A 16,194-nucleotide genomic window follows, 5' to 3' on the forward strand; every position below is an offset into this window, starting at 1 on the left:
AACATTGCTATTATACAGGGAAATGCACGAAGAATCAAAAAAGGCATACTTAGAAACAAGAAAACTGTCTGAATCTGCTCGCTAGAATGAGTGATTCAGACAGTTTAATCTTTTTACGGCTTAACTACGTAAACCACGCCCTGTTTCTACAAGGTACCAGCAAATGCCATATAAAACGACAATAAATAAGATTAAAATGGTCATAGAAATACCAATTGGCACATCTTGAACCCCTAGGAAACCGTAGCGGAACCCAGAAATCATGTAAACAATCGGATTAACTTTTGAGACAGCTTGCCAAAATGGCGGCAACATGGAAATGGCATAGAAAACCCCACCCAAATAGGTTAAAGGCTGTAACACAAAGGTCGGCACAATCGATACATCATCATAGGATTGCGCAAAAATACCATTTAACAAACCAGCTAAAGAAAAAAGAATCGCTGTCATCAATAAAGTCATGATGACCATCAGCCAAGAAACAACGTGCAATGGCACAAAAAATAGAGAAATGATGGTGACTAACGAACCGACCAAAATACTACGACCAACGCCACCAATCACAAATCCCCAAATAATCACATGAGTTGGAACTGGCGCCACGAGAATTTCTTCGATATTTTTCTGGAATTTTTGTGAGAAAAAGGAAGATGAAACATTGGCGTACGAGCTTGTAATGGCTGACATCATAATTAAACCTGGCACGATAAATTCCATATAAGAAAAACCGCCCATGTCGCCAATTCGCCCGCCAATCATTTTCCCAAAAATCACAAAATATAAGGACGTCGTAATCACTGGCGGTACCAGTGTTTGGACCCAAATCCGTAAATAACGGTTGGTTTCCTTTACAGCTAAACTTTTTAAAGCAGTAAAATACAGACTAAACATGTTGATCCTCCCTTTGGTACGTATCCTCGGTAATCTTCAAGAAGAGCTCTTCCAAACGGTTGGACTTATTCCGCATTGACAATACTTTGATTCCTTGTTGACTTAGCTGTTCAAACAAGTGATTGACACCTTGGTTTCGTTCCACTTCCACCGCTAACGTTAACTCGTCCTCAAATACGCTTTGATAGCCTTCAATAACAGGCGCCTGCGTATAAGGTGCTAAATCAAAAATAAACGTTTCAAATTGTAATTTTGCTAACAAGTGCTTCATGCTGGTGTTTTCAATCAATTCACCAGACTGAATAATCCCAATGTTGCGACACAACATCTCTGCTTCTTCTAAGTAATGGGTTGTCAAAATAATCGTGGTTCCCTGCGCATTTAACTCTTGTAAAAAGGCCCACATTTCACGGCGCAATTCAATATCGACACCTGCAGTTGGTTCATCTAAAATCAATAACTTCGGCTCATGCATCAGCGCGCGAGCAATCATCAAGCGACGTTTCATTCCGCCAGAAAGCATTCGCGCCCGTTCGTTCCGTTTTTCCCATAAATTGGATTGTTTTAAATACTTTTCACTCCGTTTCATGGCTTCTTTACGAGACACCCCATAATAGCCCGCTTGATTGACCACAATCTGCTGGACCGTTTCAAACGGATTGAAGTTAAACTCCTGCGGCACTAACCCAATCTGTTGCTTCGCCCGCACCATCTCCGTATCTAAATCATACCCAAAAATTTTGACTTTCCCCGAAGTCTTATTAACTAACGAGGTCACAATCCCAATCGTCGTTGATTTTCCTGCGCCATTCGGTCCCAAAAGAGCATAAAAATCGCCTTCTTCGACTGTTAAATCAATCCCCCGCAACGCTTCAACACCTGAAGCGTACACTTTGCGTAAATCTTGTATCACAAGAGCATCAGTCATTCGTAACTCTCCTTAATGTATAAATATTCATGAATATTATTGTAACACTTCTCGATAAAAACGGGGGTTATTTTGATTAAATTTCACAGTTTTGCTTAGCTATTTTTCAACAACAAACTAGCCAACGATTAACGTGTTTATTTTGATTCAAAACTGTTTAAACAGTTTCAAGAGCGTCAAAACCCTTTCAAATCAAGGATTTAGAGTTCTCTTTTTTTGGCACAGAACTTGCTTTATATAAAAGTGAGGTGAAAAGAATGAAAAGAAAATTTTTAATTGCTAGTCACGGAAACTTAGCGAAAGGCTTCCAAAGTTCCTTGGATATTCTCGCAGACAAAGGAAAAGAGCTGGCGGTCATCAATGCCTATGTGACTCCTGAGGACTACACGCCAATTATTCAAACGTTTCTTCAGTCCCTTGGCGCAGAAGAACAAGCTATTATTTTAACAGATTTATATGGTGGTAGTGTCAATCAAAAAATTGTTCAAGAAGTCATGACGACAAAACCAGACAATGTTTTTATCATTTCCAATGCCAACTTAGCCATTGCCTTGTCGCTGATTTTCTTAAAAGAAGGCGAAAAGCTAACCAAAGAAGATATTCAAGCAGCAATTGCTGAAGCACAAATTCAATTCGTTGAATTAAACCCATCAAATGAAGAAGAAAACTTTTTTTAGGAGGAAATTAAAATGATTACACAAGTACGAGTAGACGACAGATTAATTCACGGCCAAGTAGCCGTAGTTTGGACCAAAGAATTGAATGCCCCCTTATTAGTTGTAGCGAATGATGAAGCAGCCAAAAACGAAGTAATGCAAATGACGTTAAAAATGGCTGTCCCTAATGGCATGAAACTATTAATTCGCTCAGTCGATGATGCGATTGATGTCTTTAATGATCCTCGTGGCAAAGACAAACGAATTTTTGTAATTGTGAACAGTGTAGCGGATGCTACTAAAATTGCGAAAAACGTGACAGATATTGAAAGTGTGAATGTTGCCAATGCTGGCCGCTTTGATAAATCAGATCCAGCCACCAAAACAATGGTTTTCCCAAGTGTCCAATTAAACCCTGAAGAGTTAGAAGCTGCCAAAGAATTAGCCAGTTTGACTCACGTGGAAAGCTATAACCAAGTCCTGCCAACCAACTCAAAATTAAGTCTAAAACAAGCCGTCAATTAAAAGGAGGAAATGAACAATGCTTATGCATGCAACAATGGCAGCCTTAGCTGTATTTATCTGTTTTGCTGGGAATTATTTAACTGGTCAAAGTATGATGGAACGTCCCTTAGTCGTTGGATTAGTCACAGGAATTTTAATGGGCGACATGAAAACAGGGGTCTTAATGGGGGCCTCTTTAGAAGCAATTTTCTTAGGAAATGTTAATATCGGTGGTGTTATCGCAGCGGAACCTGTAACTGCGACTACTTTAGCCACAACGTTTGCAATTATTTCAAATGTCGAACAAAAAGCCGCCATGACGTTAGCCGTACCAATTGGGATGTTAGCCGCTTTCGTGGTGATGTTTTTAAAAAATGTCTTTATGAATATCTTTGCTCCTTCTCTTGACAAAGCAGCACGTGAAGGCAACCAAAAAATGGTTGTGACACTGCATTACGGAACGTGGATTATTTATTATTTAATCATCGCTTCGATTTCATTTATCGGAATTTTAGCAGGAAGTGGGCCAGTAAATCTGTTTGTTGAAAGTATTCCACAAAATTTGATGAACGGCTTAAGCGCAGCTGGCGGACTTTTACCTGCCGTTGGGTTTGCTATGTTAATGAAACTGTTATGGGATAATAAATTAGCCGTCTTTTACATTTTAGGCTTTGTTTTAACCGCGTACCTACAATTACCAGCCGTTGCGGTAGCGGTTATCGGGACAGTAATTTGTGTCGTGAGTGCCCAACGGGATGTAGAATTTCGCGACATTCTAAAAAGAAAACCTGCGGCGTCTTCTGCGGTTGAAGGCAGCGCGAAAGAAATCGAAGAGGAGGACTTTTTCGCATGAAGTTAAAAGAGAATTTATCTAAAGAAGAGAAAAAAATGATGCGCTCTGTTTTCTGGCGTTCTTGGACGATGAACGCTAGCCGGACAGGAGCTACACAATACCACGCAGTGGGTGTCATGTACACTTTACTCCCAGTTATCAATCGTTTTTATAAAACCAAGGAAGAACGGGCCGAGGCATTGGTGCGTCACACCACTTGGTTCAATGCAACCATGCATATCAATAACTTCATCATGGGGCTCGTTGCTTCGATGGAAAAACAAAACAGTGAAGACGAAAATTTTGATGCTAGCTCTATTACAGCAGTTAAAGCCTCACTAATGGGGCCACTTTCAGGCATCGGTGATTCCTTCTTCTGGGGCATCTTACGTGTTATTGCTGCTGGGATTGGGATTTCATTAGCCAGCACTGGTTCGCCATTAGGGGCGATTGTCTTCTTACTTTTATACAACGTTCCTGCGTTCCTGATTCACTATTATGCGTTGTATAGCGGCTATTCAATCGGTGAAAGTTTTATCCAAAAAATGTACGAATCAGGCGGAATGAAGATACTCACAAAAGTATCAAGTATGCTAGGCTTAATGATGATGGGCAGTATGACTGCTTCAAATGTAAAATTCAAAACGATTCTTGAAGTTTCCGTTAAAGGAAGCAAAGACGTAGTTAAAATCCAAGACTATTTGGATCAACTATTCGTCGGTATCGTACCATTAGCCGTGACGTTACTTGCTTTCTGGCTATTACGCAAAAAAGTCAATGTTAACGTAGTGATGTTTGGCATCATGTTCTTAGGCATCTTGCTAGGATTACTAGGCATCTGTTAAAATTGAAACAATAAACATTTAATTATTAAACACTTAGAGCCTGAGACAAAAATCCAAAGTGATTTTTATCTCAGGCTTAAAAGCTGATAAACGGCGGGAACAGAAGCAACCCCTTTCCCGACCTCTCTTTTGGAAGGACGATGAATCATGCGCTTGGAGACCTACCAACACTTAGTTGATATTTTAGAAACCAGCAACACCCCGATGAGCACACAAGAAATTGCCACAAAAATTCAATTAAGCCGCTCGGTAACCAGCTTATACTTAAATAAATTATTGGAAAAAGGTGAAGTCCAACAAACGGGAAAAAAACCCGTTTATTGGCAATTAACCCGTGCAACAACCCCCACGACCGATGTGTTTCGACAATACATCGGTAGCCAAGGCAGCGCCAAAAAAGCCATCGAACAATGCAAAGCCGCTATGTTGTATCCCCCATTGGGTATGCCTTTATTAATCCATGGAGCCAGTGGCGTCGGCAAAAGCTTTTTGGCAAAACTGATTTATGAGTATCTGAAAAATGAACAAATCATTGGCCTGGAAAAATTCTACACCTTTAACTGTGCCGATTATGCCAACAATCCCGAATTGCTATCATCCATTCTCTTCGGCCATACCAAAGGCGCATTTACTGGAGCTGAATCAGAAAAGCAAGGACTCTTGGCCCAAGCTAATAATTCCGTACTCTTTTTAGATGAAGTACATCGATTATCCAACGAAAACCAAGAAAAACTCTTTCAGTTTATGGATACAGGGACCTTCCGCCCTATTGGTGAAGAAGGAAAAATGGTCCATTCCAAGGTCCGGCTACTATTTGCGACCACCGAAAACCCGAAAAAAGTCTTATTACCAACCTTTTATCGCCGAATTTCCGTAATCGTCTCACTTCCGAACTTCAAAGAGCGCCCCATTCGAGAACGGATTGCGATTTTAAAAAACTTATTCCACCGAGAAGCGAAACGAATGACCAAAGACATCAACGTGGACGAAGAAATCTTTACGGCATTATTAGAAAATGACGAACCTGGCAACGTGGGAAGTTTATCCAACAAAGTGCAGCTCCTTTGCGCGTCGCAATTACGAAAAACTTTGCCCAATCAACCCGTCGTCATTGGCGATGCGACTCAACCAATGATTACGATTCCTTTAGACAAAGAAGTGTTAGAAGAAGACACACTTTCTTCCGATATTTTCGCAACATTTGAAGCCTTATTTACAAAAGAAAAAACACTGGCCCACTTAAAAACTGAACTGACACAATTCATTAAATATTGTTTAGACGATGAAATAACCTTAGAAAATGATTATTTTTTACAAAACCTAGTCACGGAAGTCCAAACCAAAAACAAACTAATTATTAACCAACCTGAACAAACTGAAAAACCGATGAAAGATGTTGCCAAATTGCTGAAAATTTTACCGCCAACATTTAACGAAACAATGCTCCTTCCAGTCCAAGCACAGTTAAAAGAACACTATCCGCGAACGGTTTCCCTCGTGAAAAACTTAGTCAGTCCGCTGCCAGAAGAATACCGTTTCTTGACAGAGGTACTCTTATCTGTATTACTTAGCGGAGAAATTTCTGAAACGATTCCTTACCAAGCGCTCCTCGTGGCGCATGGTGAATCGACTGCCACAAGTATTCAAGCCGTTGCCAACAAATTATGTGGTACCTATATTTTTGATGCGATTAACATGCCCTTAACCTCTTCGGTCAGAGATATCGTCGCCGAAGTTAAAGAGTGGCTTTCTCAGCGGGACACATCACAAGGCGTCATTATGCTCGTCGATATGGGTTCCCTGACACAACTTTATAAAAGTTTGAAACCGCAAATTCTTGGAGAACTTTTGGTGATCAACAACCTGACCACTGCCTATGCGTTGGAAATTGGTCATCAATTAATGAACGAACAACTTTTCTATGGTATTGCTAAAACCGCTGAAAAAAAATTTAAAACCGATGTACAGTACTTTGAAGGCTTTTCAGTAGAAAAAAATATCATTGTCTCTAGTATTTCAGGTCTGGATATTGCCAAGCAAATCAAACAAATCTGTCAAAAATACTTGTATACTGATATTAAAGTCATTACCCTAAAATACAAAGATTTGGTGAACACGTTAGACATTGCCAACGCCGAAGAAAATTATTTAAAAGAAACCTCGCTCATTTTGACGACGTCCTACTTAGACAATCATACGAATGTTGCTAGCGTGAACCTCTTAGACATGTTAGACGAAGATGCAGGAACCCAGTTGATGGAACCTTTCCAAAACTTGATGCATCCCAATAACATTGATAGCATGATTAACGAATTTGTTCACTTCTTCTCGAAAGAAGGCTTGTCAGAAAAACTAGAATTTCTAAATCCTGACGTCATTATTAAACAAGTCGAAAACGTTACAAAAAACATTGAAAAACGCTTCGACCTCACACTCAGCGGCAAAATGAAATTTAACTTAATGATGCACAACGCGCTCATGGTAGAGCGGACAATGCTCGGCGTTGAAGACTATGAAATCCCTGCTAACCTCGAGGAACTAACCATTAACCAAAAACCATTTTTCCAAAATGCTAAAAACATTTTCTATACTCTAGAACAGTTTTATCGAATAGAAATTTCCAACTGGGAACTCTATGTGATTTATGAAATTTTGTCTTCTCGGTGAGGGTTATAGGGAGAGTCTCTTTTGTTCAGATGATTATCTTAAAATATAGCTAGTGGGCCATAAGTCATTTCGACTTATGGCCCACTTTTTTTATTTTGTGTTAAAACACTTTCTATCAACAGAAAGTGTTTCAATAAATATTTCGTTTAGGCAGCGCCATTTCCTGTAGTGTAAACAAACAGGACAGTGAACAGGATGGATACGCCAACCATTATTAATTTTTTCGTTTTGTTGGGATCCTCTTGAAGTAGCCATTTAATCAACAGACTGCCTCTAATCCGTTGACTTGCCTTCTCTTTTTCAGTCGCTGACTTTGTATAACGCCAACCATAAAAGTGCCAACGAAGTAAATTGGCGTACCAAGCTCGATAGTTTTTAGAAAGAAAACCACCACAGATAAACAATGCTCCTAATAAAATATCCAAATACAACCAAACAATAAATGTTAACGGAATATCGATTAATGAATAATTCTTCACTTCAATCACTTGATCTTTCAAGCCAAATTGATGAATAATCCGTTCTTGGTATTCAGAATCCGTCTCCGCTTCTTCTTTTCCCCCAACAACTTTTATGGCTGACTCGACGCCCATACCTTTTATAAAAGCTTGCTTGGAATGACAATACTTACATTCCACCACTTGATCAGCGGTATCGTACCATCTAAACGCATTCGCCCCACAACTTTGACAAACCACACTACTCATTTTCTGCCTCCGATATTCGTTATTTTTTATGGTTATGTTTCATTACTTAATGATACCATTTTTTGGAGAATTCGGCTTATTTCTGAAGAAGTTGCTTTTGTTCAGCTAATTATTTTAAGATATAGCTAGTAGGGCATAAGTCGAAACGACTTATGCCCTACTTTCTTTATATAACATTTTTATTGCCAATCAATTCACTTTTTTTCCGCCCAATCTGCTGAATATTGTTTTCCTGCGACTAGGTCATACTGAATCAATTCATAATCATGAAGCAACTCTTTTTGCTCCTTAGTAAGATCTTTTTCTTCTGTCGTTTTATTTTGATCACTAGCAAATACTTTTTTACCATTCTGAACGTTTTGACTACCAGAATTAGGGTCAATTGTTGTAGCTGGTAAATTATTTGTCACTGCTGTTAACAAGGCATAAAATGGTGTCACTTTAATATTAGCTTGCTCGAGCGCCAATGAAGAAAACATATACGGAGATACTAATGAATAATTTGGCAGTTTTCTTTGTTGTTGTGCATATTTATTGTTATATACGAAATAATCTGTTTCTCGATACAACAAAGGATACTTCGCTAAATCTTGTTCCTTATAGATACCTGGTAAATGATCTCCATACCAAACAATTGTAATTGGTTTTTCAATTTTATCAATTTCTTCAATAAATTTCTGCGTTGCTTGATCTGTATAATTTAAACCTTGAAGATAGGTCTTCATTTGATTTCTATTGCTTTCTGAGATACCAGCCCCCTCGAAATCAAATGTGTCTTCTTTGTAGTAATTGTTATATGGCATATGATTTTGCATTGTCGATAATTGGATAAACTGAGTCTTACCTTCCGTTGCATTTATCGCATCAACTGTTTCTTGATAGGCTGCTTCATCTGAAATATACGGATTCGCTTCAATCTTTTGTGTATAATTCAATCCATCTGGACTTCCAATATAATGAAACTTATCAAATCCAAACTTTTCAAATACATTTAAACGACTATAAGTATTTGCTGAAAATGGGTGAATTGCCACAGCTTCATCAAATAAATTTAAAAAAGTAGGCGTCTTTTTTTGCTTGTTCACTAACTGAGTGTAAGGCACAGGCAAGGTAGCCCCCAAGTTACTTAAATCCATCCCTGTCAACGATTGCCACTCCATGTTTGCTGTACCTCCACCATAACCTGAGGAAAGCATTAAACCCGATGTTGTTTCTTTAGATAACTGTGTAATAAACGGAAATGGATTATTGTTCAAAGTTATATCCTTCAATCGAGACGGATCACTGAAGCTTTCGCTAAGAGTAAAAATAACCGTTTGCTCTTTTTGCCAATCCTGACGCTCTGAATTTATTTTTTTAGCCTCTGCATCATACTTTGCCATAATTTTTTTAATGTTCTCTTGTGAGTATCCAGAGGGTTCCTCCATAATTTTCACATCAATATTACTTAAAAATTGGATGACTGGACCATTGATCTGTGTCCCACGTCTTTGATTATAAAATTGACTATCAATACGGAAAAGCTTAAACACCAAATTAGGCAGCGAGTTCTGATGGTTAATGAAAAAGACCCCTGAAAAAAACACTAAAATTGAGACAATTCCTAATACTCGTTTTTTTATGTTTATTTTTAGATGATAGGTTCTTTCCAAACGTTTTTGTAGAATCCAAGAATAAATTCCTACTAAAACTAAACCAATGACGCTAATAATAAGAATGACAGGATTTAGCATATCTAAAATTTCACTAATACTGTTTAAAAAAGCTAAATCCGCCGGTAAAATTGGTTCAAGCCTATATTTAATTTTCAAAACTGTCGCGATAGTTAAAACAAGATCTATCACTAAGGTAAACGCAAACGCATACCAAAATCTATTAATCAATAAAATAACTAACATTAAAAATGTCATGATTACGATTACGTTTAAGAAAACCGGCGCCTGTCTATTGATAACAACGGTAAAAATAGAACGAAGTGCTGCATCTTTTGATCCATAATCTGCAATTAATAACATTTGCATAATCGTGAATAAGTAGAAAAATAGCGCACTATAAAATAATCTGCGGTAAGCGCAGACCCAGTTCCATAGCTTACTTAATTTCAATTTTAGTTGTGAAAAATTTTCTACTCTTAAATTCTGCTCAATTTTACGATATAGCGGAATTTTTTGTAAAAGTAATACAACACAGCTAGAAAGAAGTGCTACTATCAAATAAGCAATAGTTAAATAGATAATTTGTTTTGCCCAAACAGTACCAGATTTCACCTCTGTTTGAACAAATTTCTCAGAAACTAGACGTGTAACAATTGGCCAGTTTAATAAGATTTGTACAACTAATAAACTTGTAGATAGCACATTAAAATTTAAACGCAATAAGGAAAATCGTTTATTTACATTTTCTAAAAATATAAATAAAGAAATCGAATAGTACACGGAAAAAAGAGACCAAGGAACATTGAATCGAGTAGCAGTACTTGTTCCTTTGTTTAAAAATAGAGAAATATGCGTCATTAGTAAGACTAAGCTTGCTAATATTACTATTCCAAAAGCCACCTGAATAAATTTCAAATGATAACGAGGAAGAAATTTAAACCGATAAATGGTGTAGCCAACTAAGTAAAAATAAATTAAAAGTAAAATGCTATTGCCGCTAGCCATTCCCCAAATATCTTTTCCAAAAAAAGTTGGTAAAGCGATTAAAAAGAATGTTAGTAGTGACATGGTCCATTTGATTTGTTCGTTCTTTAACCGATCTAAATACTCGTATAAATAAGGGCTTAATAAAAACAAAAGCAAGTAAGTCGTAGCAAATGGAAAAATATTTTGACTAATCGGAAAGAGTATCGTCCAATAATCACGTATATTTAATGAAAAAGAAGCCAAAGACAAATTTAAAACGAGTGTTCCAAAAACATATAATAAATAAAAATTTGCAAATTTAGCTAGCGGCTTGGTTCCTACTGCTTTTTTTCCGTGGTACCCCATATATAAAGCCAATAAATTCCCACCAACTGCAACTAATCCTAATGCTACTGAATAAAGATAAAAACGCGTACCATTTTGGTCATATTGTGGAATCGCTGTACCCGAAAATAATACATGTTGAACAATTATAAAAATACATGCCATAATTGGTGTAACTATTGGGTATTTTTTTGATTCTATCATATTTTCACCTATCTTTAATTTAAAAAAACCGTCCAAAATGGACGGTTTATAATTTTAGTTTCCTCATTTGGAAAGTGTCTTTCAAAATGATAATTGAGTGGCACTCGATTTCCAAGGAAATCTTCGTCCCAGATTGTTTGCGTAAGCGAACACGTTCGCAACGACTCCAAATAATTAACGTTTTGAGAACTGTGAAGCTTTACGAGCTTTTTTAAGACCTGGTTTTTTACGTTCAACCATACGTGCGTCACGAGTAAGTAACCCAGCGCGTTTTAAAGCAGAACGGAAGTCAGGATCTACTTGTAACAATGCACGAGCGATTCCGTGACGGATAGCTCCTGATTGTCCAGCATAGCCACCACCGTTTACGTTTACGATTACATCGTAAGCGCCTTTTGTTTCAGTTACGCCAAATGGTTGGTTGATAACTTCACGCAAGTCAGCATGTGGAATATATTCTTCTACGTCTTTTTTGTTTACAGTAATTTTACCAGTACCTGGTACTAAGCGTACGCGGGCAACTGCATTTTTACGACGGCCTGTGCCGCTATATTGTACTTGTGCCAATGAATTTCCCTCCTTAAATTAAGTTCGTGATATCTAATACTTCTGGTTGTTGTGCAGCATGTGGATGCTCAGCTCCACCGTATACGTTCAATTTAGTAAATTGTTTACGTCCTAAAGTGTTTTTAGGTAGCATACCTTTTACAGAAGTTTCGATAAGACGGCGAGAGTTTTTGTCGCGTAATTCACCAGCAGTCACTGATTTTAATCCTCCAGGATACATTGAGTGACGGTAGTAAATTTTGTCTGTAGCTTTTTTACCTGTTAATTTTACTTTATCAGCGTTAATTACGATTACGAAATCTCCAGTATCCACATGTGGTGTGAATGTTGGTTTATTTTTACCACGTAGTACAGAAGCAACAACTGCTGATAGACGTCCTAAAGGAACATCTGTTGCATCTACTACGTACCATTTACGTTCTACTTCGCCAGCTTTGGCCATATATGTTGTACGCACGTTTCTTTCCTCCAATTTTGTTTTCGATGTTTGACATACACTTGAGTTTCCGGGGCTCATTGTGGGGCAAACAATACCATTTAATATTTTACCTTCAATCACTGATAAAGTCAATGTTTTTCTGCGCTTTCAGAAAATAGATTTTCACTTATTTTTTTGTGCCTTTTAAACAGAAAAAAAGCCGCCAACGTCAACGTCAGCGGCTTTGGGAGTTGTTTTAAATTATGCGTCAATACCAGGCGCTTTGCCAAGTTTGGCTTGTAACATCCAAATATTTTTTTCGATGTCTGTTTTGTTTGCGATGAAAATGTCTTGTGTGCAGTCGTCGCCTTCTTCACCAGAAACTTCAATCCCTTTTGCGTAAAGGTCTGCTAAGTAACGGTAGCCTGCTACTAATTTTTCCATACGTTCTGGAATGGTGCGGTCCCAGTTACCAATTTCATCTTCAATTTTTGTATTTTCTGCGAATTCACGCAATGTTGAGAATGGAGAGCCGTCCAATGTGATTAAACGTTCTGAAACAACATCTAATTGCTCATTGATTTGATCCATGTATTCATCCATTTGTGGGTGAAGTGTTAAAAATTCAGGTCCACGCATATACCAATGTGTTTGATGAATTACCACGGAAAATTGGCTTAAATCTGCAACGAGTTGGTTCAAAATTTCTTTTGTTTTTTCAAATTTCATTCTTTGTCATCCTCCTAAATATTATTTCTACACTCTTAGTGTAATATGAATTGTGAAAAAAGTACACTGAAAACCTTTCTTTTTTAGAATTATTATCAAATTATAATAATTACAATTAAGAATCTAATTAATTTCCTGCAATCGCTGTTCTTTCATCCGCAGTGACGACTTTTTGTTCCGCTTGAGTGAGGATCGTGTCGAGCGCCTCTGTCAACTGGTCAGTATCTTCTTTTCCTGTGACGAAAGCTAAAAAAAACTGATTCAGTCTCAGTTGCTCCGCTGCCGGCAAGTACCATTGTCCTTCTACTTGCTTAACCGTTAATGGAAGTTCAACTGGCTCATGGCTGACATTGATTTGTTGGATTTCTTTTTTTAAAACGGCTAACGTGTGCTGCATGTCTAGCGCTTGTGTTGCCTGTTGCGTTTGCTGAAGAAGAGCAGTGGTTGTATCTTCAATCGCCGTCACAAAATCTAAGCCCTTAATCTGAAAAGTGATTGTCGCTTGCCCATTCAATTCTTTTGTGGCTACTAGTTGATATGACGCTTTTTTCTTCACTTGAGCCAGTAATTCTGTGCTAAGCTTCTGGGCTTCAGTCTCGGTGACTTCATCGTTCATTTCTTTTAAGCTATTGAAAAATTGCTTCTGGAACTGTTGACGGCTCGTCTGCAAATGCTCCGCCAAGACTTTCGGTTCACGAAAAGTTTGAGAGAATGTCGCTGTCTTTTCTTGATAAATAAAGTAATCTACCAACTGTTGCGCTGCTTTTTCGCCGGAACGAGACGGCGCACTGCAGCTTGCTAACGCCCCAATGAATAACAGAAATAGTGGTAATAGCTGCTTCTTCATTCCTCATCCTCATTTCCTCAAGTCTTCGTCTCTCTTCTAGTTAAGCAACTTCTCAGCCATTTGTCAAAGCTATTTACTATCAATTATTTTCGGAATTCTGCTAATTTTTGATAACTTTGTGCTAAAACTTGTTGGGTTTCTTGAAAAACAGGATACAGTTCTTGATAAACTAGCAATTGATCCGCTCGTGGCGTGACCGTTTCATGAATCAGCACCTGTTGCGCCGCTGCTTGTAAATTTGGTAACTGCCCTAAGCCTTGCCAACCTAGCAAAACAGCGCCTAATGCCGAAGCTTCGGTGCTATCAGTGAACGATAACGTTTCTCCCAGCACATCAGCCATGATTTGACGGAACACAGGGGAATCAGCAAAGCCGCCTGTCGCCCGAATCTCCTGAACGGGTCCACCGAGTTGTTTCAAATCCTCTAAAATAGTTTTTAAATTGAAACAGATGCCTTCCACCACCGCTCGAGCTAAATGTCCAGCATGGTGATTTTTGCGCAAGCCAATAAAACTTGCGCTCGCCTCTGCATTCCACAGCGGTGCTCGTTCACCAAGCAAATAAGGATGAAACAGTAAGCCATTTGCCCCAGCTGGCACGGTTGCAATTTGGGCCATAATTGGGTCATAGAGATTGGTCCCGTTTTGGATAGCTTGCTGACGTTCTTCTGCAAAAATCGTTTGGCTCGCCCAATCTAACGCAACTGCACCATTACTACTTGCGCCACCAATCACCCAGTGCTGTTCATCTAGAGCGAAACAAAACGTTTCACCTTGCGGATGCAAAAAAGGTTCTTCGACAATATACCGAAGTGCGCCGCTCGTACCAACGGTCAAAGTCGCTACACCCATTCCTAGCGCTCCCAAACCTAAATTAGACAACGGGCCATCCGCACCACCAAGAACTAAAACCGTTTCCTCCTCAACACCAAGCATCTCTTGCCAAGAAGGCGCTAACGCTGGAAAAATGAACGTTGACGGGGCAACTTTTGGCAACTGTTCCTCCTCAATAGATAAATACGCTAAAATCGACGTTTCCCATTGTCGCGTGTGAATATTAAATAAACCCATTCCTGAAGCACTACTATAATCTGTCCAGTATTCGCCAAAGAAACGGTAAAAAATGTAGTCCTTAATCCCAATAAACTTGGCCGCGCTCTGCGCAACGGCTGGCTGATTTTCCTGCAGCCAGCGAATCTTGTACAAAGGCGCCATTGGATGAACTGGCATGCCTGTCAATTGATAAAACAATTGGGCCGCTGGCGTTTCTTTTAACGCTTCCGCATAATCAGATGCTCGTGTGTCAGCCCAAGTAATCACTTGGGTCAATGGGCGTCCTTGCGCATCCATGGCAATTAAGCCATGCATCGCTGAAGCAAAAGAAATGAGCCCAATTGGTTGATTCTTCACTTGTTGTGTGACGGTTCGAATACAGTTCACCACAGCTTGGAACAGCGTTTCTGGGTCTTGCTCTGCCATTCCTTCAGTCTCTTGAATTAATGGATAACGCACATAGCTAGAAGCTACGACTGTGCCATTTGCTTGAAAAGCCACTGCTTTGGCTTGCGTAGTGCCAACGTCGACACCAATCGCTAATTTTTCCATTTGATTCCCTCATTTCTTGTTTCTTTTATTATTCCTAACAAAAAAAGATTTGTCTAGTCAAACGAAAAAGTTTAAAAAAAGCGTAGTTTATTTTTAAGGAGGTAACCTATGTTTTTCTTGAGTCTCTTTTTGATTGGTGCCTGTTTCGGTTCTTTTTTATGCTTAGTGGCGGAGCGCTTACCAGTAGGGCGTTCTTTGTGGTGGCCCCCTTCCCACTGTCAAGGTTGCCACCAGCCTCTACAACTCTATGAATTAATTCCAGTTGTTTCGATTTTGCTGCAGCGCTTTCGTTGTCGAAAGTGTCAACAGCCAGTAGCTAAGAGTTATCTTTTAGCAGAACTTGTCATGGGCAGCTTAACCGCAAGCTGTTTTTCAGCTGGCCTGACGATTGATACTTTGATTCTCTGGTGGTGGCTGACGAGCGCTTTCACATTATCCTTGATTGATTACTGGTATTTAGTGGTTGAACCGAAGATTCTTTATCCTAGTTTTTTTGTGCTTTGCTTGCTGAAAGTGGCGGGTCAGCATTCGTTTTACTTACTGACTGGTCTTTTTTGTTTTTGTTTTTTCCAAGCCGTCTTACATTATTTTCCGGAAGCCATGGGGCGAGGGGATCTTTTGTTACTGGGTTTGTGGGGCTGTTTTTTACAGGTACCTCAGTTGCTGATGCTACTATTTTTTGCCAGTAGTTATGGCCTAATCTATGGCTACAGCTGTAAATTTTTGGGGTATCCAGTTGAACAGAAACTTCCTTTTGTCCCCTTTTTAAGTTTGGGCTTACTCACAATCAGTTGCTTATAGCAAATAAAAAAAAGCCGCAAGGAGCATG

General features: G+C 38.9%; 15 protein-coding genes. 6 read left to right on the plus strand and 9 right to left on the minus strand.

Annotation, left to right across the window (positions count from 1 at the left end; translation table 11 throughout):
* Positions 1-120: 120 nt before the first annotated feature.
* Both IGJ46_RS12280 and IGJ46_RS12285 read right to left on the minus strand, forming a co-directional pair.
* Positions 121-891: an ABC transporter permease gene (locus IGJ46_RS12280; RefSeq protein WP_218391318.1), complete on the minus strand. Its 771-nt coding sequence runs from the start codon at positions 889-891 to the stop codon at positions 121-123.
* A complete protein-coding gene (locus IGJ46_RS12285; RefSeq protein ID WP_002354809.1) occupies positions 884-1,819 on the minus strand; it encodes an ABC transporter ATP-binding protein in 936 nt (311 codons plus the stop codon). Before IGJ46_RS12285 ends, IGJ46_RS12280 begins: the two co-directional genes overlap by 8 nt.
* A 257-nt stretch (positions 1,820-2,076) precedes the next feature.
* Here IGJ46_RS12285 and IGJ46_RS12290 point away from each other — a divergent pair, with 257 nt between their 5' ends.
* From IGJ46_RS12290 to IGJ46_RS12310, 5 genes are all read left to right on the plus strand, one after another.
* A complete protein-coding gene (locus IGJ46_RS12290; protein WP_002354802.1) occupies positions 2,077-2,496 on the plus strand; it encodes a PTS sugar transporter subunit IIA in 420 nt (139 codons plus the stop codon).
* A gap of 12 nt (positions 2,497-2,508) precedes the next feature.
* Entirely contained in the window at positions 2,509-3,000 is a 492-nt protein-coding gene (locus tag IGJ46_RS12295) for a PTS system mannose/fructose/N-acetylgalactosamine-transporter subunit IIB (protein ID WP_002354800.1), read from the plus strand.
* A 16-nt stretch (positions 3,001-3,016) separates the two neighbouring features.
* Positions 3,017-3,832 carry a PTS mannose/fructose/sorbose/N-acetylgalactosamine transporter subunit IIC gene (locus IGJ46_RS12300; RefSeq protein WP_002365419.1) on the plus strand — a complete coding sequence of 272 codons (816 nt, stop codon included), beginning with the start codon at positions 3,017-3,019 and terminating at the stop codon, positions 3,830-3,832.
* Positions 3,829-4,656 (plus strand): PTS system mannose/fructose/sorbose family transporter subunit IID, encoded by an 828-nt coding sequence (locus tag IGJ46_RS12305; RefSeq protein ID WP_002354796.1) that lies wholly within the window; start codon positions 3,829-3,831, stop codon positions 4,654-4,656. Before IGJ46_RS12300 ends, IGJ46_RS12305 begins: the two co-directional genes overlap by 4 nt.
* Before the next feature lie 147 nt (positions 4,657-4,803).
* On the plus strand, positions 4,804-7,323 hold the full coding sequence (locus IGJ46_RS12310) for a sigma 54-interacting transcriptional regulator (RefSeq protein WP_002354793.1): 2,520 nt from the start codon (positions 4,804-4,806) through the stop codon (positions 7,321-7,323).
* Between the two features lie 146 nt (positions 7,324-7,469).
* Here IGJ46_RS12310 and IGJ46_RS12315 read toward each other — a convergent pair whose 3' ends face one another.
* The 7 genes from IGJ46_RS12315 to IGJ46_RS12345 form a co-directional block, all read right to left on the minus strand.
* Positions 7,470-8,030: a hypothetical protein gene (locus IGJ46_RS12315; RefSeq protein WP_002372704.1), complete on the minus strand. Its 561-nt coding sequence runs from the start codon at positions 8,028-8,030 to the stop codon at positions 7,470-7,472.
* A gap of 194 nt (positions 8,031-8,224) precedes the next feature.
* Complete coding sequence (locus tag IGJ46_RS12320) at positions 8,225-11,236, minus strand: sulfatase-like hydrolase/transferase (RefSeq protein WP_305733584.1); 3,012 nt, start codon at positions 11,234-11,236, stop codon at positions 8,225-8,227.
* 138 nt (positions 11,237-11,374) lie between these two features.
* The gene (rpsI, locus tag IGJ46_RS12325) at positions 11,375-11,767 is read right to left on the minus strand and encodes a 30S ribosomal protein S9 (RefSeq protein ID WP_002354786.1); all 393 of its coding nucleotides are present in this window, start codon (positions 11,765-11,767) and stop codon (positions 11,375-11,377) included.
* 13 nt (positions 11,768-11,780) lie between these two features.
* Positions 11,781-12,209 carry a 50S ribosomal protein L13 gene (rplM, locus tag IGJ46_RS12330; RefSeq protein ID WP_048670019.1) on the minus strand — a complete coding sequence of 143 codons (429 nt, stop codon included), beginning with the start codon at positions 12,207-12,209 and terminating at the stop codon, positions 11,781-11,783.
* 237 nt (positions 12,210-12,446) lie between these two features.
* On the minus strand, positions 12,447-12,914 hold the full coding sequence (locus tag IGJ46_RS12335; protein ID WP_002354782.1) for a Dps family protein: 468 nt from the start codon (positions 12,912-12,914) through the stop codon (positions 12,447-12,449).
* Positions 12,915-13,041: 127 nt separating this feature from the next.
* A complete protein-coding gene (locus IGJ46_RS12340) occupies positions 13,042-13,761 on the minus strand; it encodes a DUF5105 domain-containing protein (RefSeq protein WP_218391322.1) in 720 nt (239 codons plus the stop codon).
* An 83-nt stretch (positions 13,762-13,844) separates the two neighbouring features.
* Positions 13,845-15,365, minus strand: a complete 1,521-nt coding sequence (locus IGJ46_RS12345; RefSeq protein WP_218391323.1) for a gluconokinase — start codon at positions 15,363-15,365, stop codon at positions 13,845-13,847.
* Between the two features lie 108 nt (positions 15,366-15,473).
* Here IGJ46_RS12345 and IGJ46_RS12350 point away from each other — a divergent pair, with 108 nt between their 5' ends.
* Positions 15,474-16,166 (plus strand): prepilin peptidase, encoded by a 693-nt coding sequence (locus IGJ46_RS12350; RefSeq protein WP_231432884.1) that lies wholly within the window; start codon positions 15,474-15,476, stop codon positions 16,164-16,166.
* Positions 16,167-16,194: the final 28 nt, after the last annotated feature.

Origin of the sequence: Enterococcus sp. AZ120, assembly GCF_050546165.1 — a bacterium.
Taxonomy (GTDB): domain Bacteria; phylum Bacillota; class Bacilli; order Lactobacillales; family Enterococcaceae; genus Enterococcus; species Enterococcus faecalis.